Genomic DNA, 22,645 nt, shown 5'->3' on the forward strand with positions numbered 1-22,645 from the left:
ATGAACCGCTCCCGCACCCGCCTGCTCGTGGCGCTCGCCTCGGCCGGGGCCCTGCTGGCCACGGCCGGCTGCGGCGCCGCCGACATGACCAAGCAGGCCTCCCCCTTCGCGGCCCCCGCCGGGGTCAGGACGGTCACCCTCTCGGTCCAGTCCTGGGTCGGCGCCCAGGCGAACGTCGCCGTGGCGGAGCAGCTCCTCAAGGAGAAGCTCGGCTACCGCGTCGACCTCGTCCAGACCGACGAGGTCCCCGCCTGGGACGCCCTCAGCCAGGGCCGGGTCGACGCGATCCTGGAGGACTGGGGCCACCCGGACCAGGAGAAGCTGTACGTCGACGAGAAGAAGACCATCGTCCCGGGCGGCGACCTCGGGGTCACCGGCCACATCGGCTGGTACGTCCCGAAGTACTGGGCCGACAAGCACCCCGACGTCACGGACTGGAAGAACCTCGACAGGTACGCGGATGAGCTGAAGACCGCCGAGAGCGGCGGCAAGGGCCAGTTGATGGACGGCTCGCCCTCCTACGTCACCAATGACGTGGCCCTGGTGAAGAACCTGGACCTGGACTACAAGGTGGTCTTCGCCGGCTCCGAGGCGGCCCAGATCACCCAGATCCAGCAGTTCGCCAAGGAGAAGAAGCCCTTCCTCAGCTACTGGTACCAACCGCAGTGGCTGTTCAACGAGGTGCCGATGGTCGAGGTGAAGCTCCCCGAGCACACCGACGCGTGCGCCGCCAAGGACCCGGCGGACATCGACTGCGCGTACCCGACGACACCGCTGCAGAAGTTCCTCAACGCCGACTTCGCCGAGCGCGGCGGCGAGGCGGCCGCGTTCCTCAAGAAGTTCCACTGGTCGGAGAAGGACCAGAACGAGGTCTCCGAGATGATCGCCTCGCAGAAGCTCGACCCCCAGGAGGCGGCGGAGCGCTGGATCGAGCGCCACCCGGACGTCTGGAAGAAGTGGCTTCCGCGGGACTGACACCGACCGGCGCCCGGCCTCTCGCAGCGAGGGGCCGGGCGCCGACCGCTGTCCGCCCGCCCGCTACCGCGCCCGGACCGTCGCCAGCACGTCCCGGTCCGGCTGGAGCGTCAGCCCCGTCAGCGGCGTGATCTCGCCGGGGTCCACGTCCACGGTGAAACGCCGGGCCAGCACGGCGAGGAGGAGGACGGACTCCACCATCGCGAAGCGCGTGCCGATGCAGACCCGGGGGCCGCCGCCGAACGGGAACCACGCGTACTCCGGGATCTCGTCGCCGTCCTCGGCGTCCCAGCGTTCCGGCCGGAAATCCTCCGGCTCGGGGAACCAGCGCGCGTCGCGGTGCGTGGCCCACTGGCTGCTCCACACCCGGGTGCCCTCCTCGACCGGCAGGCCGCCGATCGTCGCCCCCTCCTTCGCGATACCGGTGATCAGCCAGATCGCCGGGAACAGCCGCAGGGTCTCCTTCACCACGGCCTGGGCGTAGGGCAGTCGTGCGTAGTCCTCGAAGCCGGGCTCCCGGTCGCCGAGCACACGGTCCAGCTCCTCGGCGAGCGCGTCGCGGACGCGGGGGTTGCGGGCCAGCAGGTACCACGCCCACACCAGCGTCGTACTCGTCGTCTCATGACCGCCGATGTAGAGCGTGACCGCCTCGTCCCGGATCTCCTCGTCGCTGAGGTGCGTCCCGCTGTCGTCCACGGCGGTGAGCAACCGGCTGAGCAGATCGGGGCGTTCCTTCTCGCCGTCCCGGTGCCGGGCGACGACCCGGCGCACCTCGGCGTCGATGACGGCGGCGGCCTTCCTGATCCGCGCCCGGCCCGGTGTCGGCACCCAGTCCGGCAGCAGTGCGCCCAGCCCGGCGAACTCCTTGCCGATCTCCATCTGGGCGATGTCCATCGCCCGCCCCATCGCCTCGGAGTCCGCGGGGGTGTCCACCCCGAAGATCGTGCGGACCGCGATCTTCTGGGTCAGCGCGGACATCTCCCGCTTGACGTCGATCCGTTGGCCGTCCGCCCACCGGTCCGCGAGCTCCACCGCACAGTCCGCCATCGTGGTCGCGTACGACGTGACCTGCTTGGGCCGCACGGAGGGCTGCACCAGCGAGCGCTTGCGCCGCCAGTCCCGGCCCCGCGCCACGAGCATCCCGTTCCCCAGCACCGTACGGAACGCGATACCGAGCTTCGGCTGGTCGAAGGTGTGCTCGGTCTCGGTGAGCAACTCGCCTATGCAGGAGGGATCGGAGAGGAAGACGCACCGGTTGCGTCCGAACCTCCAGCGCACCATGTTCCCGTGCGAGCGCAGGAGTTCGAAGAAGGCGAGGGGGTCCTTCCCGAACTGCGGCAGATTCCCCACGAGCGGCAGCCCCTTGGGCCCCGGCGTGAACGCGTGGCCGCGAGGCTGGGTGTCGCGTGCCGGGCCGGTCTGCGTGGACATCGAGGAACTCCGCTCCCTGGGGCGCGCCACGGCCGGCGCGCCTGTTCGATCCCCATCGAACAGGATGGGGGCGGCGCTCCACCAGAGTGACGGCACGCGTGGCCTGAATCCGTCAGGTCCCGTGCGGAACAGGTGAGTTGAGGGTGGCCGTCGGGTGCGTGCCCGTAGAGCGGGGCACCACGACGACCTGGTGCTCGTCCTCGTACACGACCCTGCCGGGATCCGCGGAGTCCAGCCGCTCGCACGGCACCCCGTGCGCGGCCAGCAGGGCGAGATAGCCGGGAATCCGGTCCAGCAGATGGGTCGCCGTCTCCTTGAACCAGGCCACCGCCCCAGGGTTCACCCCGGGGTCGTACACCGTCGGGTCGACCCGCGAGGGGTCGGTGTAGGCGGCGTCGTACCAGTCGTTCGCCGACCGCCAGAACCGGCGCTGCTCCTCGGTCAGCCGCCCTTCCCTGGCCAGACCGTTGGCCAGCGCGAAGATCCCGGGGAAGTGGCCCCGGGGGCTCCGCTCGGTGCTCTGGAACCGTACGTACGTCGTCGTCCCGCCCATTCCGCTTCCCTCCGCCGAGACCGGTGAAGAGCTCAGCGTAGGTCCGGTCCGCATGGCGCGGGTCAGAGGCCGACGATCAGCTGGATGCAGACGATCTTGACCAGGATGGCGAGCGCGAACAGCGTCGAATAGCCGTTGTTGATCCGGCTGTCGCTCGCCCGGCTGTTGGCGTACGCCACGATCGCCGGGTTGCCGACGTAGCCCGACAGCAGCCCCATGGTCCGCTCCCGGCTCTGCCCCAGCGCCTTCGCGACCAGCACCATCAGGGCGTAGCTGACGACCGCGCCGATCGCCAGCACGGCCGCCAGCTTCAGCCCGAAGAGGGAGAAGGCGTTCTCCCGGAACGAGTAGCCCGAGGTGAGCCCCACGACGGCGAGGAAGAGCAGCAGCCCGATCTGGCGCAGGGTGAGGTTGGCGCGGGTCGGCAGGGTCCACACCAGCGGGCCGGTGCGCCGGCGCCAGCCGAGGACCATCCCCATCACCAGTGGTCCGGCCCCGGTGCCCAGGGCCAGGGTGGTGGAGCCCAGGGTGAGGGAGGGGATGCCGACGAGGAATCCCAGGGTGAGACCGAGGCCCAGGCTCACCGCGCTGACCTCGCTGACCTTCGCCTCGGTGTCGCCCAGGTACGTGGTGACCTCGCCCGTCCGCTCGCGCGGCATGACCACCCGCACCCGGTCGTCGAGCTGGAGCAGCAGGCCGTCGTGGGCGAGCATGTCGAAGTCGCCGCGCCGCACCCGGCTGACGAGCGCCCCGTACTTCTCGCCGAGCCCGAGCTCCCCGACGGTGTGCCCGGCCAGGTCCGGGTTGGTGAGCAGGACCCGCCGGTAGTCCACCGCACCGCGGTCGTCCAGCAGATGGCGCGGGGCGAGGGACCCGAGCGCGTCCGTCGCCGCCCGTACGTCGGCCTCGCCGCCGACCAGCACGACCTGGTCGCCGGGGGAGAGGCGGTCCAGTTCCCGGGCGACCCGGGTCGCACCGTCGGCGGGGCGGTACGCGCTGGCCAGCACCCGGTGCGCGGCGACGCCGGGCACGTCCGCCCAGCGCAGGTCCCGGGCCACCTGGACCGTACGGGTGACGAGGGTGGCCGGCAGGCCCGAGTCGGGGTCCCGGCGGGCGGTCCAGTGGCGGCGGGCCGCGATCGCCGAGACGAACATGATCGTGATGACGACGGCGAGCGGGTAGCCGATGGCGTATCCCACGGCGGGCTGCGTCGGGTCCTCGGAGGCGTCCTGGGCGGCGGCGAGGCCCGGGGTGGTGGTCCCGATGCCCGCGTACCCGCCCGCGAGGAACGGCCCGTCGATGCCGAACCAGCCGTGTCCGACGAAGCCGACCACCGCCGCGGTGAGGGCCAGGGCCACCACGGCCCCGGCCATCACCGGGAGCTGGCCGCGCAGTTCACGGAAGAACGCGGGGCCCGACTCCAGGCCGACCGTGTACACGTACAGCGCCAGGCCCAGGGCCGAGACCCCGGCCGGCACGGCGGCGGCGATGTCCTCGTCGAGCGCCCCGACGAGGAGGCCGACGAACAGGACTCCGGCCGCGCCGAGCCGGACCGGGCCGAAGCGCACCATGCCGAGCAGCGCGCCGAGCGTGATCACGGCGAACACCGCCACCCATGGGTTGTCCGCGAAGAACTGCCACACCGGCCCTGCCTCCCCGACCTCGAAGATCCGTTCCTGTCGGGGGCCAGGATCTTCGAGGTCGGGGGCGGCCGCCACTCGGTGAGCGGGCGGCGCGCCCCTCAGGCGCCGGGCGGCACGTGGGCCGGCCGGCCCCGGCCCCGCGTCAGCGCGTAGCCGAACACGGCCGCCAGCGCGGCGAGCACGCCGCCGCCCACGGTCCACAGCCAGCGGTCGGTCCACCAGCCCGAGGCCCAGCCGTCCTCCGGCTCACCGGCGGACGGCCCCCGCGGCGCGGCAGCCGTGTCGCCCGCCGAACCCGCGTCGCCCGCCGAGGCGGCCGATACGCCCGGCACCAGCGGCTCGGAGAGCGCGCCGTCCACGTCGTGGGCGCCGCCCTGTTCCTTCGAGACCGCCTTCACCTCGACGCCGACCGGCAGCCCGAGGTCGGCGGCGGGCAGGTCCACCACCGTGAGGCGGATGTAGTAGCTGCCGGGCAACGGGTCGTTGCCCCACGGCTCGGACCAGGACCGTACGGTCCGCAGCACGCAGGACAGCTCGACGGAGGCGGCGTCGGCCGCCGCCTTCCCGGTCTGGTGCCCGTACATGCAGGCCTGGCGGCGCCGCAGCCCGTCGTACACGTCGATCTGCCAGGTGGACGTGGAGCTCCGGGCGCTCGAAGGCAGCTTCACGGTGGCCTCGACGGTGGGCCGCCGGCCGGCGTCGGCGGGGAACACCCAGTACAGGTAGTCACCCGCCGACGCCCGGGCGGTGCCGGTCTGCCCCTGTTCCAGCGCGGTGGCCGTACGGAACGTGGTCCCGGCCTCGGTGGGGCCCGCCCCGTCGTCGGCGGGGCTCGCGCTCGCCGACGGGTCGTCGGCCACGGCCGCGCCCGCCGAGGTGAGCAGGGTCAGTCCGGCGAGCAGCGCTCCGGTCAGGGCGCGTCGGGCGCCGTGGGTGCGGCGAGGTGTCGTGCCCATCAGTTGGTCCTCCATACGGCGACGCGCCAGCGCGAGATCCAGCCGGTCAGCAGGCCCGCGACCAGTCCGGTCAGGACGAGCACGCCGAGCAGCCACCAGCCGCGGCCGAGCCCGAAGGCAGCGACGTCCGAGGCGTCGTCCGGGCCGTCCACCAGGTCCACGGTCAGCTCGACCGGCAGACCGGGCGACCGCTTCACCGAGGCGGGCGCGGAGAAGGAGTGGGCGAGCTGGAGGCAGACGGTCTCGGCGGCGGGCTTGCCGTCGCCGGCGTCGCCGTCCGCCACGTCGGACTTCGGATAGCGCAGCCCGGACGAGATCACGTCGGTGCGGCCGGTCCCGGCCTCGGAACCCCGGACGATCTCCCGTCCGTGCACGGTCACCGCGCGCAGCAGCACGCCGTAGTCGTCGTCCACGGCGCGGTCGGCCGCCACGCTCGCCGAGGCGCGCAGCTCCTGACCGGGCAGCACGTCGACGCGGTACCAGCGGTGCTGGGCGATCTCCGCGCGGTCGGTGTAGAGACCCGGCTTCAGCTCGGGCGCGGCGGAACAGCTACCGGCCCCCTCGGTCGCCACCGGAGTGACGACGGGCTCGGCGGCCCGGTCCACCAACTGCTTGACCCGGCCCGAGAGTTCTTCCTTGTGCTGGACGGCGGTGTACGTGCCGCCGGTGGCCTCGGCGATGCAGGTGAGCTGCTGGCGGATCTTGGCGTTGGGCACCAGGCCCAGCGTGTCCACGACCAGGTGGGTGCCGCGGGCGGCGATCTCCCGGGCCACCTCGCACGGGTCGAGCGGCCCGCAGGTGTCCTCGCCGTCCGTGATGAGCACGATCCGGCGCGAACCGTCCCCGCCCTCCAGGTCGTCGGCCGCGCCGAGCAGGGCCGGGCCGATCGGGGTGAAGCCGGTCGGAGCGAGGGTGGCGACCGCGGCCTTGGCCTCGGTGCGGTCCAGCGGGCCTACCGGGTAGAGCTGCCGGGTGTCCTTGCAGCCGACCTTGCGGTCCTCGCCCGGGTAGTCCGCGCCGAGCGTCCGGATGCCGAGGTGCACCTCCTCGGGCGCCGCGTCCAGCACGTCGTTGAACGCCTGCTTGGCCGCGGCCATCCGGGACTGGCCGTCGATGTCGCGGGTCCGCATCGAACCGCTGACGTCGAGCACCAGCTCGACCTTGGGGGAGGGGGCGGCGGGGGCTTCGTCGGCGGCGGCGGGGATCGCGGTGCCGAGCCCGGCGGCCAGGGTGGCGAGCGCTATGCCCACCCCGGTCGTCAGCCGTTTTCTAGTGATCATCGCCGGATCTTATGGAAAATCAGTTCGTATTCCCAACCGGGTCACTCGGGGCCCGGGATCACTCGTCCGGCGCCGGGCGGACGAACGCGCCGGCGGCGGCGGCCAGGGCCGTCGTGGTCGCGGCCTGGGCGGGCAGCCGCGGATCGGGAGCGGTCCGCAGCAGCACCAACTGGTGGTACAGCGGCGCGGTGGAGGCGATCAGCAGGCGCCGCGCGTCGGTGTGCGAAGGGAGTTCACCGCGGTCGACGGCGCGCCCGACGATGATCTCGCAGCGCGCGTACCGGTCCTCCCACAGCCGCTGCTGGGCCTCGGCGGCCCGCGCGGAGCGGAACGAGGCGGCCATGAGTGCCTGGGGGATCGACGGCCGCACGACCAGCGACTCCTGGATCTCGTCGTTGAGAGCCGTCAGATCGCCACGCAGCGAGCCCGTGTCCGAGGGCGCCCAGTCGTCCTCGCCCGCCGCGTCGAGGACATCGGCCAGCAGCCCTCCGACATCCTCCCAGCGCCGGTAGACCGTGGTCCGGTGGACGCCGGCGCGGGCCGCGACGCCCTCCATCGTGAGCCCCTCGTAACCGTGCTCGCCCAGCTCGGCGCGCACCGCGTCGAGCACCTGGGCGCGGACGCGTGCGGTGCGGCCACCCGGCCTGCGGCCCGGCGGCATGGCGGGGCCGGCGGTGCGGGCGGGCTCCGGCGGGCCGCCCGCCGGTTCGGTCATCGGTAATCCGGTTGCCCGGCGGTGTGGGTCATGGCACCATCTTAAAGCAACAGTTGTCGCACTAGTGGAGTTGCCGATGCTCTTCCGAAGCTTTCCCCCGGCCTCGCGGTCCGCCGCCACCGCCTCGTCCACGACAGCTTCGGAGTCGCCCGTATGCCTACACAGATCACCGCGCTCGACATCAGCAAGGCCTTCGACGGCAGGACCGTTCTCGATTCGGTGAGCTGCTCGCTCGCGCAGGGCGAGCGCACCGGCATCGTCGGTGAGAACGGCTCCGGCAAGACCACCCTGCTGCGGCTGTTCGCCGGGCTGGTCCGCCCCGACCGGGGGCGCGTCGTCCTGCGGGCCGACGGTGCCGTCGGCTACCTCGCCCAGGACGAGGCGCTGCCCGCCGGCATGACGGCCCAGCAGGTCATCGACCGCGCGCTGGGCGACCTTCGCGCGATCGAGGCACGGATGCGCCGTCTGGAGGCGGCGATGGCCGACGGCGACACCTCGGTGCTCGACCCGTACGGCGAGGCCGTCTCCGCCTTCGAGCTGCGCGGCGGCTACGACGCCGACGCCCGGCTGGAGCGCGCCCTGCACGGCCTCGGCCTGAGGCAGGTGGACCGCGCCTCGCCCCTGGGTGCCCTCTCCGGCGGCGAGCGTGCCCGGCTCCGCCTGGCCGCGGTGCTGGCGGCCGCCCCCGAGGTGCTGCTCCTCGACGAGCCGACCAACCATCTGGACGCGTCCGCCCTGACCTGGCTGGAGGAGCACCTGCGCAACCACCGGGGCACCACCGTGGTCGTCTCCCACGACCGGCGCTTCCTCGAACAGGTCGCCACCAGCCTCTTGGAGGTCGACGGGGACCGGCACGGCGTCGTCCGGTACGGCAACGGCTACGCCGGCCACCTCGCGGAGAAGGCGGCGGCACGACAGCGCTGGGTCCAGCGCCACGACCGGTGGCGCGAGGAGGTCGACCGGACGCGCGCCTCGGCCGCTGTCACCGCCCGCCGGGTCGCCCCGGGACGCCCGATGAAGGACGGTGACAAGCTCTCCTACAACCAGGCCGGGGCCCGGGTCCAGCAGTCCCTGGCCAGCCGTGTCCGCAACGCCGAGGAACGGCTGAACCGCCTGCTGGCAGATCCGGTCCCGGCCCCGCCGGAGCCGCTGAGCTTCTCGCCCGTGCTCCGTGCCGGAGAGCTGTCCGGCACCGTGCTCGACGCCGCGGAGGTCTCCGTCGCGGGCCGGCTCGACCCGATCGGCCTCACGGTCCGCGCGGGCGAGCACCTGCTGATCACGGGTGACAACGGCTCCGGCAAGACCACCCTGTTGCGCCTCCTCGCCGGAGACCTGGCCCCCGACCGGGGGCACGTCGTCAGGCGCGGCCGGATCGGCTTCCTCCCGCAGGACCCGGCGTCCGGCTCCGCGCACGAGACCCTGCTCACCGCCTACGCCCGAGGGCTCGCCGGAGCAGCCGACGAGCACGCCGAACGGCTGCTGGCCCTCGGGCTGTTCGACCGGGCCCGCCTCTCGGTGCCCGTCGCGCGGCTCTCCACCGGCCAGCGGCAGCGGCTCGCCCTGGCGCGGCTGGTCAGCCGGCCCGCCGACGTCCTGCTGCTCGACGAGCCGACCAACCACCTCTCTCCCGCCCTCGCCGAGGAGTTGGAGACCGCACTGGCCGGTTTCGCCGGGACCGTCGTCCTCGTCAGCCACGACCGGCTGCTCAAGAGCCGCTGGCGGGGTGCCCGGTTGACGCTGCGGGCTGCCCGAGTGCCCGCACTCAAGGGCTGAGACTCCGCCCGACCCCTCCGCACCCTCTACCCGAAACGAGTGATCACCCTTGGCCCCGCGCCGCGCCCACATCGCGATGATCGGCGTCCCGATCGTCAGCCACGTCCTGCCCGGCCTCGGCATCGTCCGTGAGCTGGTGGCCCGCGGCCACCGGGTCAGTTACGCCAACGACCCTTTCGTGGCCGACCGGATCGAGGCCACCGGCGCCGAACTCATCCCCTGTACCTCGGTGTTGCCGGTAGCCGACAACGACTGGCCGGCCGACCCCGTCGCCGCGATGGAGCTCTTCCTCGACGAGGCGATGCGGGCACTGCCCCAACTGCACGCCGCCTACGACCACGACCCCGCGGATCTGTACCTGTACGACATCGGCGCCTACGCCGCACGCGCCCTCGCCGAATCACAGGGACGGCCCCTCATGCAGCTGTCCCCGTCGTTCGTGGCCTGGGAGGGGTACGAGGAGGAGGTCGCGGCGCACCTGCGCGGGCTGCCCGGCGCCCCGGCGTACCGCGAGAGGTTCGGGCGCTGGCTCGCCGGCTGCGGGGCGGCCACCCTCGACGTGGACGCCTTCTCCGGTCCGCCCGCGCGGGCCCTCGCGCTGATCCCCGAGGCCATGCAGCCCAGCGCCGACCGGGTCGACAGCGCGACGGTGACCTTCGTCGGGCCCTGCTTCGACGCCCACGCCGACACCGGCGGGTGGACCCGGCCCGAGGACGCGGAGAAGGTTCTGCTGATCTCCCTCGGCTCGGCGTACACGCACCGGCCGGAGTTCTACCGCCGGTGCCTCGCGGCGTACGGGAACCAGCCCGGCTGGCACGTCGTGCTCCAGATCGGCAGGCACACCGACCCGCGCGAGCTCGGCGACATCCCGGCCAACGTCGAAGTGCGCCCGTGGGTCCCGCAGCGGGCGGTCCTGGAGCAGGCGGACGCCTTCGTCACCCACGCCGGCATGGGCGGCTGCGGCGAAGGGCTCCTCGCGGGCGTCCCGATGATCGCCGTGCCCCAGGCCGCCGAACAGTTCATGAACGCGGACCGGCTGGTGGAGCTGGGCGTCGCCCGCCGCATCGACACACCGGACGCCACGGCCGAGAACCTGCGGGCGGCCCTGAACGACCTGGTCACCGACCCGGAAACCGCGCGCCGATCCGCGCGGTTGCGCACCGCCGCCCGGAGCGAGGGCGGCACCCCGCGCGCCGTCGGCCTCATCGAGGACCTGCTGGCGTCCCAGCGGGCGTCAGGGACCGGCGAGTAGGGGCCCGGAGGCGCGCTCCAGGACCGAGGAGACCCGCCCCCAGGTCTCCATGTCCCGTTCGACCGGTGGCAGTCGACGGTCCGTACCGGGCCGCTGCCAGGCCGTCGCCAGCGCCACCGGATCGTCGCCGCCCGCCGCCGCCGCGGCGAGCGCCGCCGCGCCGAGGGCGACCAGCTCCCCGGTGCCCGGGATGACGAGCGGGCGGCCGGAGAGCCGGCGGACCGTCTCCACCCACATCCGCCCCTGGGCCCCGCCGCCGATCAGGCGCAGCGGGCGGGCGGCGACCTCGGGCGCGTCCGGGTCGAGACCGCAGGCCGACAGCAGCTCGTCCATGGCCCGCAGGACGGTGACGGCCGCGCCCTCGTAGGCGGCGCCCAGCAGTTGCTGCCGGGTCGTGTCGTGGCGCAGGCCGGTCAGGAGCCCGGAGGCGGTCGGCAGGTCGGGGGTCCGTTCGCCGTCGAGGTAGGGGAGCAGGACGGCCTCGCCGCCGGGCGCCGCGTCCTCGCGGTCCAGGCCGAGCAGGGCGGCCACCTTGTCCACGGCGAGCGTGCAGTTGAGGGTGCAGGCCAGGGGAAGGTACGTGCCGTCGGCGGCGGCGAACCCGTTCAGCGCGGTGGACACGGGCCGGGTGCGGGAGGCGGCGAACACCGTGCCGGAGGTGCCGAGGCTGAGGGCCGGGTGGTCCAGCAGCCCGTCGCCGCCCAGCCCGAGGCCCACGGCGGCGCTCATGTTGTCGCCGGTGCCGGCCGCCACCGCGATGCCCGCGGGCAGCCCGAGGGCCTTCGCCGCCGCCTCGGTGAGCGAGCCGATCCGGGCCGCCCCGGTCGGCGCGACCTCCGGGAGCAGGGCCGGGTCCAGGCCGAGCAGCTCCAGCAGGTCGGGGTCGTATCCGCCGGTCGCGGTGGAGTACCAGCCGCTGCCCGAGGCGTCCCCGGGGTCGGTGGCGGCGACGCCCGCGAGGCGTTCGGTCAGGAAGTCGTGGGGGAGCCGGACCGCCGCCGTGCGCGCTGCGCTCGCCGAGTCGTTCTCGCGCAGCCACTGCCACTTGGACGCGGTGATCGAGGCGACCGGCACGGACCCGGTCCGCTCCGTCCAGCCCCCGGGGCCGCCGAGCGCGTCGGTGAGGGCGGCGGCCTGCGGCGCGGAGCGGGTGTCGTTCCACAGCATCGCGGGGCGCAGCGGCCGGCCCGCCCCGTCCAGGACGACGAGTCCGTGCTGCTGCCCGGCGACGGCGATGCCGGTGACGGCCCGGGCGGGGAGGCCGGACTCCTTCAGCCCGGCGGCCACCGCTTCGCCCAGGGCCCGCCACCAGACCTCCGGATCGCTCTCCCGGGCCCCGGCCTCTCCGGTGACCACGTGCGGGGCGCGCCCCACGGCGAGCTGCTCGCCGGTCGCGGCGTCGATGAAGGCGGCCTTGGTGGACTGGGTCGAGCTGTCCACGCCGATGACGACGGCGGGTGACGGCATGGGGGCCTCTTTCGCGCTGCGGGTGCTGGTGCACGGGTGCTGATCATTCGGCTGCGACACGAACAAATTACGGGATGCCCGGCTCCCTGCACAGGGGCCCGCGAGCGCTCCCCGCGGCAAGGGGGTTCCGTGCCCGGGGTGCGGTGTGCTTGATTAGTCATGACACTGAACAAATAGGGGTGCCGGGCCGGCGGCCGGGCGTCCCGACGGCAGGCGAAGGCGGTCGGACGACGATGACGGAACGCTTCACCCCCACCCCCGAGGACAAGTTCAGCTTCGGCCTGTGGACCGTGGGCTGGCAGGGCCGGGACCCCTTCGGCGACGCGACCCGCGCGGCCATCGACCCCGTCGAGTCGGTGCGGCGGCTCGCGGAACTGGGCGCCTGGGGCGTGACCTTCCACGACGACGACCTGATCCCGTTCGGGGCGCCGGAGACCGAGCGCGAGAGGATCGTCAAGCGCTTCCGCACGGCGGTCGACGACAGCGGACTCGTCGTGCCCATGGTGACGACGAACCTCTTCACCCATCCCGTCTTCAAGGACGGCGGATTCACCGCCAACGACCGTGCCGTACGCCGCTACGCGCTCCGCAAGACCCTGCGCAACATCGACCTCGCCGTCGAGCTGGGCGCGAGCACCTTCGTGGCGTGGGGCGGACGCGAGGGCGCCGAGTCCGGCGGGGCGAAGGACGTCCGCCTCGCCCTCCACCGGATGAAGGAGGCCTTCGACCTGCTGGGCGCGTACGTCGTCGAGCAGGGCTACGACCTCCGCTTCGCCATCGAGCCCAAGCCGAACGAGCCGCGTGGCGACATCCTGCTGCCCACCATCGGCCACGCCCTGGCCTTCATCGAGCGCCTGGAGCGCCCCGAACTGGTCGGCGTCAACCCGGAGACCGGACACGAGCAGATGGCCGGGCTCAACTTCCCGCACGGCATCGCCCAGGCCATGTGGGCGGACAAGCTCTTCCACATCGACCTCAACGGCCAGTCCGGCATCAAGTACGACCAGGACCTCCGCTTCGGCGCGGGCGATCTGCGCCAGGCGTTCTGGCTCGTCGACCTGCTGGAGAGCGGTTACGAGGGCCCCCGCCACTTCGACTTCAAGCCCCCGCGCACCGAGGACTACGACGGTGTCTGGGCCTCCGCCGCGGGCTGCATGCGCAACTACCTCATCCTCAAGGAGCGGGCCGCGGCCTTCCGCGCCGACCCCGAGGTGCGGGCGGCCCTGCGCGCGTCCCGCCTGGACGAACTGGCGCGGCCCACCGCCGGCGACGGCCTGGCCGGCCTGCTCGCCGACCGCGGCGCGTACGAGGACTTCGACGTGGACGCCGCCGCGGCCCGCGGGATGGCCTTCGAGGCGCTGGACCAGCTCGCCATGGACCACCTCCTCGCCGTGCGCTGACCTACCGGGCCGACCAGCCGGGCCCGGCCGCGACCCGTCGGGCCCCACCCGACCGGCTGAGCCGGAGCCGTCCGGCCCCGGCTCAGCCGCCGGACGGCTCCGAGTACGCCACCGGATCGTCCAGCACGTCCTGCACCACGAGCGCCGCCGCGCCCCGCGCCGCGTCGCCCGCCACCGACGACGCCCGGAGACGGCCGCTGCCCGGGGACCAGAGCCCCGACACCACCCGGCCGGTCAGCTCCTCGTCGGCGGGCGGTGCCAGCCACGGCATCAGCCCCCGGTAGATCCCGCCGAGCACCACCGCGTCCGGGTCGATCAGGTTCACCGCCCCCGACAGCACCCGGCCCAGCATCCGGCCCGCCTCACCGACCGCGGCCACCGCCCGCGGGTCCCCGGCACCCGCGCGCCGCTCCAGCTCCAGCACCCCCGAGGCGCCGCCGAGGCCCTCGATCCCGGCCGCCCGCAGCAGCGCCGCCTGGCCCGCGTACTGCTCCAGGCACCCCCGTGAACCGCACCGGCACTCCGGCCCCGCCGGGTCCACCACGACATGCCCGATCTCCCCGGCGAAACCGTGCGCACCGCGCAGCAGTTCGCCGCCCAGGACGAGCGCGCCGCCGACCCCGATCTCCCCGGTCAGATAGAGGAAGCTCCGCACATCCCCCAGGCCGCCGAACCACAGCTCGGCCAGCGCCGCGAGATTGGCCTCGTTCTCCGAGGCGACCGGCAGCACCGGGTGGCCCGGACGCAGGGCGGCCAGCGCCTCGGCGAACAGCTCCTGCGCCGGGACCTCGTTCCAGCCGAGGTTGGGGGCCTGCCGCACCGACCCTCCGGAGACGAGACCCGGCAGCGCCAGTGCCGCGCCCACCGGGCGCAACTCCTGCTCGTACGCCGACTCCAGGGTCCGCGCGGCGATCCGGGCCGCCCGGGCCAAGGCCTCACCGGCGGGTGCGCCCCGGTTGTCGAGGTGTTCGGTCTGCCGGACCCGGCCGGTGCCCGCCAGGTCCACCACGCACACCGAGACGTAATCGATGTTGATCTCCACACCGAGTCCGGCCGGCCCGGTCCGGGCCACCTTGAGCGCGGTGCCGGGGCGGCCGGCCTGTCCGCTGAACGTCTTGCCCGACTCGGTGAGGAACCCGCTGTCCATCAGCTGCTCGACGAGCGAGGACACCGCGGCCCGGGTCAGCCCGACCCGGGCGGCCACCCCGGCCCGGGTCGCCTCGCCCCGCTCGCCCTCGTCCCGTACGGCGCGCAGTACCAGGCTCAGATTGTGCCGTCGCACGGTGTCCTTGTCGGCCTTGGGCCCCAGCGGAGTGAGGATGCTCTTCATATCGTCGCCGAGCCTATGTGATGCGAGGCTCCTGACGGGGGTGCGGGCACGGGCGGTATCGCGGAAGCGGAGAGGCAGCCGTCGCGGAAGGGGCGGTGCAGCGTCACGGAAGGGGGCGGTCCAGGCCGTCCGGCCGGAACCGCCCCCTTCGATCGGGCCCGGTTCAGGGCTTGGCGCCCCGGTCCTCCAGTATGTCCGCCATCAGGCCGATCTCCGACTGCTGACCGCTGACCATGCCCGCCGACAGATCCCGGATGGCGTCGGTCTTCGCCGCACCGGCGGCCGCCTGCGCCATGTCCGCACCGGCGCGGTGGTGCACGGTCATCAGCCGCAGGTACAGCACCTCGGCCTGCTCGCCCTTCGCGGCCGTGAGGGCCGCCAGCTCCGCGTCGGTGGCCATGCCCGGCATCAGCGAACCGTCGTCGGTCGGCGTGAGGGTGTGCCCCATCCACTCCATCGGCGGTCCGGCCGCGCTCTTCGGCAGCCCCCACAGCTCCAGCCAGCCCAGCATCATGCCGCGCTGGTTGGCCTGGGTGTTGATGATGTCGTACGCGAGACGCCGCACGTCCTCGTCGTCGGTGCGGTCCCGCACGATGAACGACATCTCCACCGCCTGCTGGTGGTGGATCGCCATGTCCCGGGCGAAGCCCGCGTCCACGGAGTCCTCCGCCGGAGCGGACCGCGCCGCGGAGGAGGCCCCGGACGGGGAGGCCGCGGAGGGCCGCACGATCATCAGCGCCACCAGCCCCAGCGCCACGAGCAGCACGGCGGCCCCCGCGAGGACCATCCGCCGGGTGGAGCCGGAAGGCGCCAGGGCGGTCACTTGTCCAGCCCGCCGGTGCAGGCGGCCCCGGGCTCGGGGGTCTGCGGGCCCTGTATGTACTTGGTGAAGAACTGCGCGACCCGGTCGTCCGTGGCGCTCTTGACCGTCACCTGCTTGCCCCACGCGCTGAGCACCAGCGGGTCCTTCTGGTCCTTGACCGGGCTCATCAGGGAGTACGGGGTCGACTTGACCTTCTTGGTGAGCGCCTCGACGTCGGCGTCCGAGGCCTTGTCGTTGTACGTGACCCAGACCGCGCCGTGCTCGAGCGAGTGCACGGCGTTCTCCTTCGGTATCTCATCGGTGTAGACGTCGGCGTTGCAGTTCATCCAGACCTGGTTGTGGTTGCCGCCGACGGGCGGGTTCATCGGGTAGTCGACCTTGGTCGTCACGTGCTCCCGCCCCAGCTCGTCCCAGCTGCGCTCGCCGGTGACCGGCGAGGTCTTGGCCTGCTGCTCCTTCTCGTCCTTCTCGTTCGCCTGCGACATCAGGTAGCCGCCTCCGGCGACCAGGGCGGCGACCACGGCCACCGACGCGCTGATGGTGATGATGCGGACGCGACGCTCGCGGGCGCGTTCCTTGCGGCGCGCCTCTTCGAGCTTGGCGCGACGCGCTGAGGCCGGGTTGTTCGGGTTCTTGGCGGAAGCCATGGGGAGTCCTCGTCGTTCAACCGATGCATACAGGCGATGCATGAAGGGGAAAGGATGCGGGGCGTGCGAGAAGCCGCTCCCGGTTAACCGGCGCCGGGGCGCGGCGGGAGAGCGGACCCGGCCCTAGATCCGCTGGACCTGAAGGCGTAGTTGATCGACGGAACGCACACCGTCGTGCGCGGGACCCCGGATGGCCGCCGCGCCCGTGAGCGGGGTGGCGGGGACGGAGGTCACGGGCGAGGGGACGGCGACGGGGGCGGACGACGCCGGAAGCACGACGGCCGCCGTGTGGGACGAGCCGCCGTGGCACGACGTCCCGAGCCCGCGGTCCGCGGGGGAGGCCAGGACGACCGGTTCGAAGGCGGCGTCGGGCGTCGGGGTGAAAGCCCGGACGGCGCTCGCCCCGGCAGGGCCCGCCGCGACCGGCACGGCTGCGGCCGAGGTGGTGACCGAGCAGCAGAAGAGCATGGCCAGCAGGAAGAACACCCAGCCCAGGGCGAGGGGCGTGCGGGAGCGGTACCGCTGCCGGTCGGTCCGCGTGCTCACCCTGGTCATCGCCCGTCATCGTAGTGGGTGCATGAAGATTCAAAGAATATGGGTCGCGCTGTCCGCGGGACAGTGTGCCCGAGTCGTCGGCGCTCGAACAGAGTCCAAATATTTTACAGGTGTAATACCTGCTAACGTATATGAGTGACTGATGCACCTATCCGCTCGGGGCGGCCCTCCGTCCGGAGCCTCCCGCTGGCCTCGGCCCTCCGGCTCTCGCGGCCGTCGGACACCTGGTTCAAGCCCGCCCTCAGCGTGGTCGTCGCCTCCGCCGTACCCCAGCTGACGCTCCTGGCCATCGGCCGGCTGGACCTCGCGATGTACGTCATGGCCGGTTCGCTCTGCGCGCTCTACGGCCACGGCCTGCCGTACGCCCGACGGGCCGGCGCCGTCGCGGGCGTGGTGCTCGGCATGACGGCCTCGCTCGCCGTCTCCCTGGTCACCGCGTCGCTCACCGGATCGACCGCCGTGCTCGTCGCGGTCGGGGCGCTGCTCGCCGCCGCCCAGAAGGTCCTGTGCGACGCCACCCGGATCGGACCGCCCGGCCATGTGATCTTCACGTTCGTCAGCTCCGCCGCCCTCTTCGCCCCGCAGCGCCCGGAGCAGATCCCCGGCCACCTCGCCCTGACCCTCGGCGCGGGCGCGTTCGCCTGGCTGGTCGTTCTCGCGCCCGCGCTGGTCCGCCGCGAGGGCCCCGAACGCCGGGCCGTCGCCCGTGCCCTGGAGGCCGCGGCCGAGTGCGCCGCCGACCCCGGCCCGCGTACCCGCAACGCGGCGGCCGCCGCCGTGCACGCCGCCTGGCAGTGCCTGCTCGCCTCCGGCCGCGCCACCCCCGTACGCCGGTCGCTGGAACGCCTGGTGGTGCACGCCGAAGCGGCCTTCGCGGCCCCGGGGCCTGGGGGCGGGGCCGCGGATCCGGACCGGCTGCGCGCCTGGGCCGCCCTGACCCGGGCCCGGGGCCCCGTGCCGGGACCGCCGCCGGCCCCCGGCACCGCCGACGAGCTCCACGGGATCGACGCGGAGCGCGCCGCCGTGCGAGCCCCCGAGGGGCGCCGGGCGGCCCGCCGCACCCTGCTGCGCCGACTCGGCCCCGGCTCGCCGCTGCTGCCGGTCGCCGTCCGTACCCTGGCGGGCTGCGCGCTCGCCGGATACCTCTGCGCCGCGCTCGGTGTCGGCCGCCCCTACTGGGCGATCGTCACCGCCGCCTCCCTCTGCCAGGCCAACATCACCCTGTCGTGGAACCGGGCCCTCCAGCGCACCCTCGGCAACCTCCTGGGCGTGCTCGTCTTCGCCGCCGTCCTGCCGGTGTCCCGGACCGGCCCGCTGGCCCTCGTCTGCTGCTGCCTCCTCTTCAGCTTCGCCGCCGAGGCGCTCATCACCCGCAACTACTGGCTCGGCTCCGTCGCGGTGACCCCGATGGCCCTGCTGGTCCTGGAGTTCGGCGGCACCCATCCGGCCGGGGAGCTGATCGGCGACCGGGTCCTGGACACCGTCCTCGGCGCGGTCGCCGGGTTCCTGGCCGCGACGCTCGTCACCAACCGGCGGGCGGCGGGGCGGGTGGAGCGGGCGCTCGACGCCACCGGCCGGGCCCGTGCCGACGCCGAACGGACCGGCGCCGACCCCGGGGCCGACCCCGCGGCGCGGGACCGGGCGCGCCGGACGCTCACCGCGAGCCTCGTCGAACTGCGCGAGGCCGGCGACACCGCCGCGGGCGAATGGTGGCAGCGCGCCCTGCCCGAGCAGCGCCTCCTCGCGGCCGAGCTGGCCGGACACCGTACGCTCGCCGCGACAGCACAACGGCGGGGGACCGGGGGCGATACGCCTTCCGCGGTCCACGCCCCTTCGATCGGAGCGGAGTGACCGACGACATCGTTGCCTCGGTGGTCCGGCAGTGGCAGGCCGTCAACCCCGGGCTCGACACCGGGCCGATGGAGATCATCGGCCGGATCAACCGCTGCGCCGCCCTGCTCCAGCAGGCGGAGGACGCCCCCTTGCGCTCCGCCGGGCTGACCCGCGCCGAATTCGACCTCCTCGGCGCCGTACGCAGGACGGACCGGGAGCTGACCCCCGGCGAGCTGGCCCGCGAGACCTTCTCCTCCGGGGCCGCTGTCACCAAGCGGCTGCGCGCCCTCCAGGACCGCGCGCTGGTCGAGCGCCGGGGCGACGCCCGCGACCGGAGGGTCGCCCATGTCCGGCTCACCGACGAGGGCCGGGCCCTGGTCGACCGGCTCCTGCCCGAACAGCTCGCCTACGAACGCGCGGTGCTCGCCGGTCTGGACGAGGGTGCGCGCGGCGAACTAGGCGCCAGACTCGGCGAGTTGCTCGTACAGCTGGAAGGGCGGATCGGCGGGGCCCGACGCTGATCCGGCGGCCCCGGGGGAGGGTTCCCACGGGCGTGTCAGTGCGGCGTCTTCGCGCTTCACTCGTCCGTCGGTCGGGAATCTGCACCTTTCGATCCGGTTCGATCACCTGTGCCGTTGTCCTGATCCGTGGGGTGAAGTCCGTCCGCACGAGGGTGATTTGTCCTGGTAGGACCGTCAAGTGACGTTGATCTCTCCGGTTCTTTCGGTGCGAGGGGCCTCGACGGAGGAGATTTTCAGCCACCCTTACTCCCTGCGCATGCCTCGCAGCGCAGCGTGCAAAAACTGGTGAGTGTATTCCTCTCGGCGAGCTTCCGCAGAGGGTTGGGTGAATATGCCGAAGCACTGTTCTGATCTGGCTAAGCTCACGCGCAGTGAAGTCGAGTTGAGATGAATTCGAGCACTTGTTCCTAGGTCTCCGCTCATGTGCGCATACATCCCGGAATCAACCGCCAGAGGGTTTTAGATGGTCCGTGTTGAACCACCGCCGACCGACAGAGAAATTCCCGTCGTCCGCGTAGTCCTGCTGCCCGTGGCCCTGCTCCTCGGCGCCACTGCCGCCGGCTCGGCCCTGGTCGCCCCGGCCGCGCGGATACCAGTCGCCCTGTGCGGCGCGATCGCCACACTCGTGGTCGCCGTACTCACCGTGGCGCTGCACCGCCGCGGACGCGCCCTGCGCGTCCAGCGCGCGGAGTACGAACAGCGCATCGCCTACCTGGAACGCCGCATCCTCTCGCACGACGCCGAGACGGTCCGGCTCACCAAGGAAGTCATGCCCGCCGCGATCCGGCGGCTGCGCGTGGGCAATTCACCCGAAGAAGTGATGCGTGACATCGTCGACGCGGACGTGGCCAACCGCCATCTGCCCAAGGCGCTGCGCGAGCAGATCTACCAGGTCCTCGAAGTCATCGACAACGAGGAGGCGCGGCGTGACTCCGCTCAGCGCGCCTTCGTCAGCGTCGCCCGCCGCGTCCAGGCGATCGTGAACCGCCAGGCCAGCGAACTGCGGGAGATGGAGAACCACTACGGGCGCAACCCCGAGGTCTTCGACGACCTGCTGCGCATCGACCACGGCACCGCGCTGATCGGCCGCCTCGCCGACTCCATCGCCGTGCTCGGCGGCGCCCGCCCCAGCCGCCAGTGGCCCAAGCCCGTACCGCTGTTCAGCGTGCTGCGCGGCGCGATGTCCCGCATCCTGGAGTACCAGCGCGTCGATCTGCACTCGATCGCCAAGGTCGCCATCGTCGGCACCTCGGTCGAACCGCTCATCCACGTCTGCGCCGAACTCCTCGACAACGCGACCCGCTACTCGCCGCCCCAGACCCGGGTGCACGTCACCGCGGTCGAGGTGCAGACCGGCATCGCCATCGAGATCGAGGACGGCGGCGTCAGCCTCAGCGAGGAGGCCCGCGCCCGCGCCGAGAACATGCTCGCCCAGGCGCAGGCGGGCATCAACATGAACGACCTCGGGGAGTCCCCGCGCCTCGGCATGGCCGTCGTCGGCCGGCTCTCCCGGATGTACCAGCTCCAGGTGTCGCTGCGTCAGTCGGCGTACGGCGGCGTCCGCGCCGTCCTCATCGTGCCGCGCGACATGATCACCACCGGGCCCGCCCCGGGCATCGCCCACGGCATCGGCGCCACCTCGCGGCCCACCAGCTCCCTGGACATGTCGCAGCTCCAGCACGTGGTGCCGCCGCCCGGCAAGCGCAAGTCCAAGCCCGCCGCCACCGGCCCCGTGCCGTCCGTCGCCGCACCGGCCTCCTCCGGAGCCCCCGCGGCCACGTCGCACCCGGCCTCTCCCGCGGCAGCCGTGGAGGACGACCTTCCCGTGGTCACCGAGTGGACCGAGAACGGGCTGCCGCAGCGCCGCAGCCGGGGCCGCGCCCCGCTCGGCTCGCACAACCTCCCGCAGCAGCCCCCACCGCCCCCCGCCCCCGCCAACGGGTTCCGGCCCGGCGCGGACGAGGGCGCGGACGACGGACGCGGCGAGGAGAAGCCCCCCGGCCTGTGGCTGGAGGCCTTCACCAAGGCCGTCAACGGCGTACCGCAGGAACGAAAGCACGGCGAAGACTCCGATGACGCGTGGGACAAGGGAGACCTGAAGTGATCCAGCAGCGGGGAAACATGGACTGGATGCTCAAGGAGCTGGCCGAGGACGTTCCGAGCATTCACCAGATCGTGGTGCTCTCGTCGGACGGCCTGCGCATCGCGATGCACGGCGGCGACCCCGACGTCGCCGACCGGCTCGCGGCGGCCTGCGCCGGACTGCAGAGCCTGGCCGCCGCCGTGGCCACCGAGATCCCGTACAGCGACGGCCTCATGAAGCTCGTGGTGATCGAGGTGACGGGCGGGTTCTTCTACCTGATGGCGGCCGGGACCGGCGCCTATCTCGCGGTCCTGGCCGGCGAGACCGTCGACGCCGGACTCGTCGGGGCCCGGATGCGGGACATGGTCGTGCGGATCGGAGCCCACCTGACCAGCCCGCCCCGCCACGGCGGGCAGTCCGGATGAGTGGTCCTCGACGAGAACGCCGCAAGGCCGATCCGGACCTGCACGACCCGGAACGGCTGTACGTGATCACCGGCGATCTCGACGACAGCGAACGGTCCGCGCTCGACCTGGTCACGATGGTCGTCGCGCAGGCGGAGCCCTCGCCGACCTTCCAGCCCGAGCAGGCGGCCATCCTGCGGCTCTGCCAGGCGCCGCTGTCCGTCGCCGAGATCTCGGCCTACCTCAGCCTGCCGTTCAGCGTGGTCACCTCGCTCCTGAGCGATCTCCTCGCGACCGAACTCATCGAGTCGCGTGCGCCGATCGTCCGCGCCACGCTCCCCGACAGGTCCCTTCTCGAAGCGGTGATGCATGGACTTCAGAAGCTCTGACACGATCACCGGACCTCGCAGCGAGGACGTCCTCCCCACCACGGCCACCGCCGCGGTGAAGGTCGTGATCGTCGGCGGGTTCGGCGTCGGCAAGACGACCATGGTCGGCTCGGTGAGCGAGATCCGGCCGCTGACGACCGAAGAGACCATGACCCAGGCCGGTGTCGGCGTGGACGACAACGCCGGGGTGGAGACGAAGACCGCCACCACGGTCGCCATGGACTTCGGACGGATCAGCCTCAGCGAGGAACTGATCCTCTACCTGTTCGGCACCCCGGGCCAGGAACGCTTCTGGTTCCTCTGGAACGGCCTCTTCGAGGGCGCCCTCGGCGCGGTCGTCCTCATCGACACCAGACGCCTCGAAGTCAGCTTCGACGTCATCGGCCGGCTGGAGGAGCGCGGAGTGCCGTTCGTGGTGGCCGTGAACACCTTCCCCGACGCGCCGCACCATCCGGTCGAGAACCTGCGCAGAGCCCTCGACCTGCCGGACGAGGTCCCGATGGTCGACTGCGACGCCCGGCTGCGGGTCTCCAGCCGCGATGTGCTGATGACCCTGATGCGCTATCTGCACAGCCTGGCCGTCCCGCTCGCCTGACACCGAACCTCCGCCGGTAC

General features: G+C 73.0%; 21 protein-coding genes. 10 read left to right on the forward strand and 11 right to left on the reverse strand.

From position 1 onward, the window contains the following. Nucleotides 1-975 carry an ABC transporter substrate-binding protein gene (locus tag OG245_RS33010; protein ID WP_371626999.1) on the forward strand — a complete coding sequence of 325 codons (975 nt, stop codon included), beginning with the start codon at nucleotides 1-3 and terminating at the stop codon, nucleotides 973-975. A gap of 63 nt (nucleotides 976-1,038) precedes the next feature. Here the strand turns inward: OG245_RS33010 and OG245_RS33015 are convergent, their stop codons facing one another. From OG245_RS33015 to OG245_RS33040, 6 genes are all read right to left on the reverse strand, one after another. Further along, nucleotides 1,039-2,406 (reverse strand): cytochrome P450, encoded by a 1,368-nt coding sequence (locus OG245_RS33015; RefSeq protein ID WP_371627000.1) that lies wholly within the window; start codon nucleotides 2,404-2,406, stop codon nucleotides 1,039-1,041. A 112-nt stretch (nucleotides 2,407-2,518) separates the two neighbouring features. Then, entirely contained in the window at nucleotides 2,519-2,959 is a 441-nt protein-coding gene (locus OG245_RS33020) for a hypothetical protein (protein ID WP_371627001.1), read from the reverse strand. Between the two features lie 62 nt (nucleotides 2,960-3,021). Beyond that, nucleotides 3,022-4,602 (reverse strand): aspartate:alanine exchanger family transporter, encoded by a 1,581-nt coding sequence (locus tag OG245_RS33025; protein ID WP_371628054.1) that lies wholly within the window; start codon nucleotides 4,600-4,602, stop codon nucleotides 3,022-3,024. A 98-nt stretch (nucleotides 4,603-4,700) separates the two neighbouring features. Continuing rightward, complete coding sequence (locus OG245_RS33030) at nucleotides 4,701-5,558, reverse strand: hypothetical protein (RefSeq protein WP_371627002.1); 858 nt, start codon at nucleotides 5,556-5,558, stop codon at nucleotides 4,701-4,703. Continuing rightward, complete coding sequence (locus OG245_RS33035; RefSeq protein WP_371627003.1) at nucleotides 5,558-6,838, reverse strand: VWA domain-containing protein; 1,281 nt, start codon at nucleotides 6,836-6,838, stop codon at nucleotides 5,558-5,560. The genes OG245_RS33030 and OG245_RS33035 overlap by 1 nt, the downstream gene beginning before the upstream one ends. A gap of 58 nt (nucleotides 6,839-6,896) precedes the next feature. Further along, a complete protein-coding gene (locus tag OG245_RS33040; RefSeq protein WP_371627004.1) occupies nucleotides 6,897-7,553 on the reverse strand; it encodes a TetR/AcrR family transcriptional regulator in 657 nt (218 codons plus the stop codon). Nucleotides 7,554-7,706: 153 nt separating this feature from the next. Here OG245_RS33040 and abc-f point away from each other — a divergent pair, with 153 nt between their 5' ends. Both abc-f and OG245_RS33050 read left to right on the forward strand, forming a co-directional pair. Continuing rightward, complete coding sequence (gene abc-f, locus OG245_RS33045; protein WP_371627005.1) at nucleotides 7,707-9,326, forward strand: ribosomal protection-like ABC-F family protein; 1,620 nt, start codon at nucleotides 7,707-7,709, stop codon at nucleotides 9,324-9,326. 76 nt (nucleotides 9,327-9,402) lie between these two features. Beyond that, nucleotides 9,403-10,578: a macrolide family glycosyltransferase gene (locus OG245_RS33050; RefSeq protein ID WP_371628055.1), complete on the forward strand. Its 1,176-nt coding sequence runs from the start codon at nucleotides 9,403-9,405 to the stop codon at nucleotides 10,576-10,578. Here OG245_RS33050 and xylB read toward each other — a convergent pair. After that, nucleotides 10,561-12,045, reverse strand: a complete 1,485-nt coding sequence (gene xylB / locus OG245_RS33055; protein WP_371627006.1) for a xylulokinase — start codon at nucleotides 12,043-12,045, stop codon at nucleotides 10,561-10,563. The two genes, OG245_RS33050 and xylB, sit on opposite strands and share 18 nt — an antisense overlap. Nucleotides 12,046-12,278: 233 nt before the next feature. Between xylB and xylA the strand changes: the two genes are divergently transcribed. After that, a complete protein-coding gene (xylA, locus tag OG245_RS33060) occupies nucleotides 12,279-13,445 on the forward strand; it encodes a xylose isomerase (RefSeq protein WP_371627007.1) in 1,167 nt (388 codons plus the stop codon). 82 nt (nucleotides 13,446-13,527) lie between these two features. Here the strand turns inward: xylA and OG245_RS33065 are convergent, their stop codons facing one another. From OG245_RS33065 to OG245_RS33080, 4 genes are all read right to left on the reverse strand, one after another. Then, nucleotides 13,528-14,775, reverse strand: a complete 1,248-nt coding sequence (locus OG245_RS33065; protein ID WP_371627008.1) for an ROK family protein — start codon at nucleotides 14,773-14,775, stop codon at nucleotides 13,528-13,530. 163 nt (nucleotides 14,776-14,938) lie between these two features. Further along, nucleotides 14,939-15,598 (reverse strand): DUF305 domain-containing protein, encoded by a 660-nt coding sequence (locus OG245_RS33070; protein WP_371627009.1) that lies wholly within the window; start codon nucleotides 15,596-15,598, stop codon nucleotides 14,939-14,941. Then, complete coding sequence (locus OG245_RS33075; protein WP_371627010.1) at nucleotides 15,595-16,245, reverse strand: DUF3105 domain-containing protein; 651 nt, start codon at nucleotides 16,243-16,245, stop codon at nucleotides 15,595-15,597. The genes OG245_RS33070 and OG245_RS33075 overlap by 4 nt, the downstream gene beginning before the upstream one ends. A 123-nt stretch (nucleotides 16,246-16,368) precedes the next feature. Further along, nucleotides 16,369-16,800 (reverse strand): hypothetical protein, encoded by a 432-nt coding sequence (locus tag OG245_RS33080; RefSeq protein WP_371627011.1) that lies wholly within the window; start codon nucleotides 16,798-16,800, stop codon nucleotides 16,369-16,371. A gap of 135 nt (nucleotides 16,801-16,935) precedes the next feature. Between OG245_RS33080 and OG245_RS33085 the strand changes: the two genes are divergently transcribed. The 6 genes from OG245_RS33085 to OG245_RS33110 all read left to right on the forward strand — a co-directional run bounded on the left by OG245_RS33085 (nucleotide 16,936) and on the right by OG245_RS33110 (nucleotide 22,625). Then, entirely contained in the window at nucleotides 16,936-18,651 is a 1,716-nt protein-coding gene (locus OG245_RS33085) for an FUSC family protein (protein ID WP_371627012.1), read from the forward strand. Continuing rightward, nucleotides 18,648-19,154: a MarR family winged helix-turn-helix transcriptional regulator gene (locus tag OG245_RS33090; protein ID WP_371627013.1), complete on the forward strand. Its 507-nt coding sequence runs from the start codon at nucleotides 18,648-18,650 to the stop codon at nucleotides 19,152-19,154. Before OG245_RS33085 ends, OG245_RS33090 begins: the two co-directional genes overlap by 4 nt. A gap of 463 nt (nucleotides 19,155-19,617) precedes the next feature. After that, nucleotides 19,618-21,258 carry a sensor histidine kinase gene (locus tag OG245_RS33095; protein ID WP_371627014.1) on the forward strand — a complete coding sequence of 547 codons (1,641 nt, stop codon included), beginning with the start codon at nucleotides 19,618-19,620 and terminating at the stop codon, nucleotides 21,256-21,258. Further along, nucleotides 21,255-21,662, forward strand: coding sequence for a roadblock/LC7 domain-containing protein (locus OG245_RS33100; protein WP_003964954.1), 408 nt, complete (start codon nucleotides 21,255-21,257; stop codon nucleotides 21,660-21,662). Before OG245_RS33095 ends, OG245_RS33100 begins: the two co-directional genes overlap by 4 nt. After that, nucleotides 21,659-22,030 carry a DUF742 domain-containing protein gene (locus OG245_RS33105; protein ID WP_003964953.1) on the forward strand — a complete coding sequence of 124 codons (372 nt, stop codon included), beginning with the start codon at nucleotides 21,659-21,661 and terminating at the stop codon, nucleotides 22,028-22,030. The genes OG245_RS33100 and OG245_RS33105 overlap by 4 nt, the downstream gene beginning before the upstream one ends. Beyond that, nucleotides 22,011-22,625: an ATP/GTP-binding protein gene (locus OG245_RS33110; protein ID WP_371627015.1), complete on the forward strand. Its 615-nt coding sequence runs from the start codon at nucleotides 22,011-22,013 to the stop codon at nucleotides 22,623-22,625. The genes OG245_RS33105 and OG245_RS33110 overlap by 20 nt, the downstream gene beginning before the upstream one ends. Nucleotides 22,626-22,645 lie beyond the last annotated feature (20 nt).

The sequence above is a fragment of the Streptomyces sp. NBC_01116 genome (genome assembly GCF_041435495.1).
Taxonomy (GTDB): domain Bacteria; phylum Actinomycetota; class Actinomycetes; order Streptomycetales; family Streptomycetaceae; genus Streptomyces.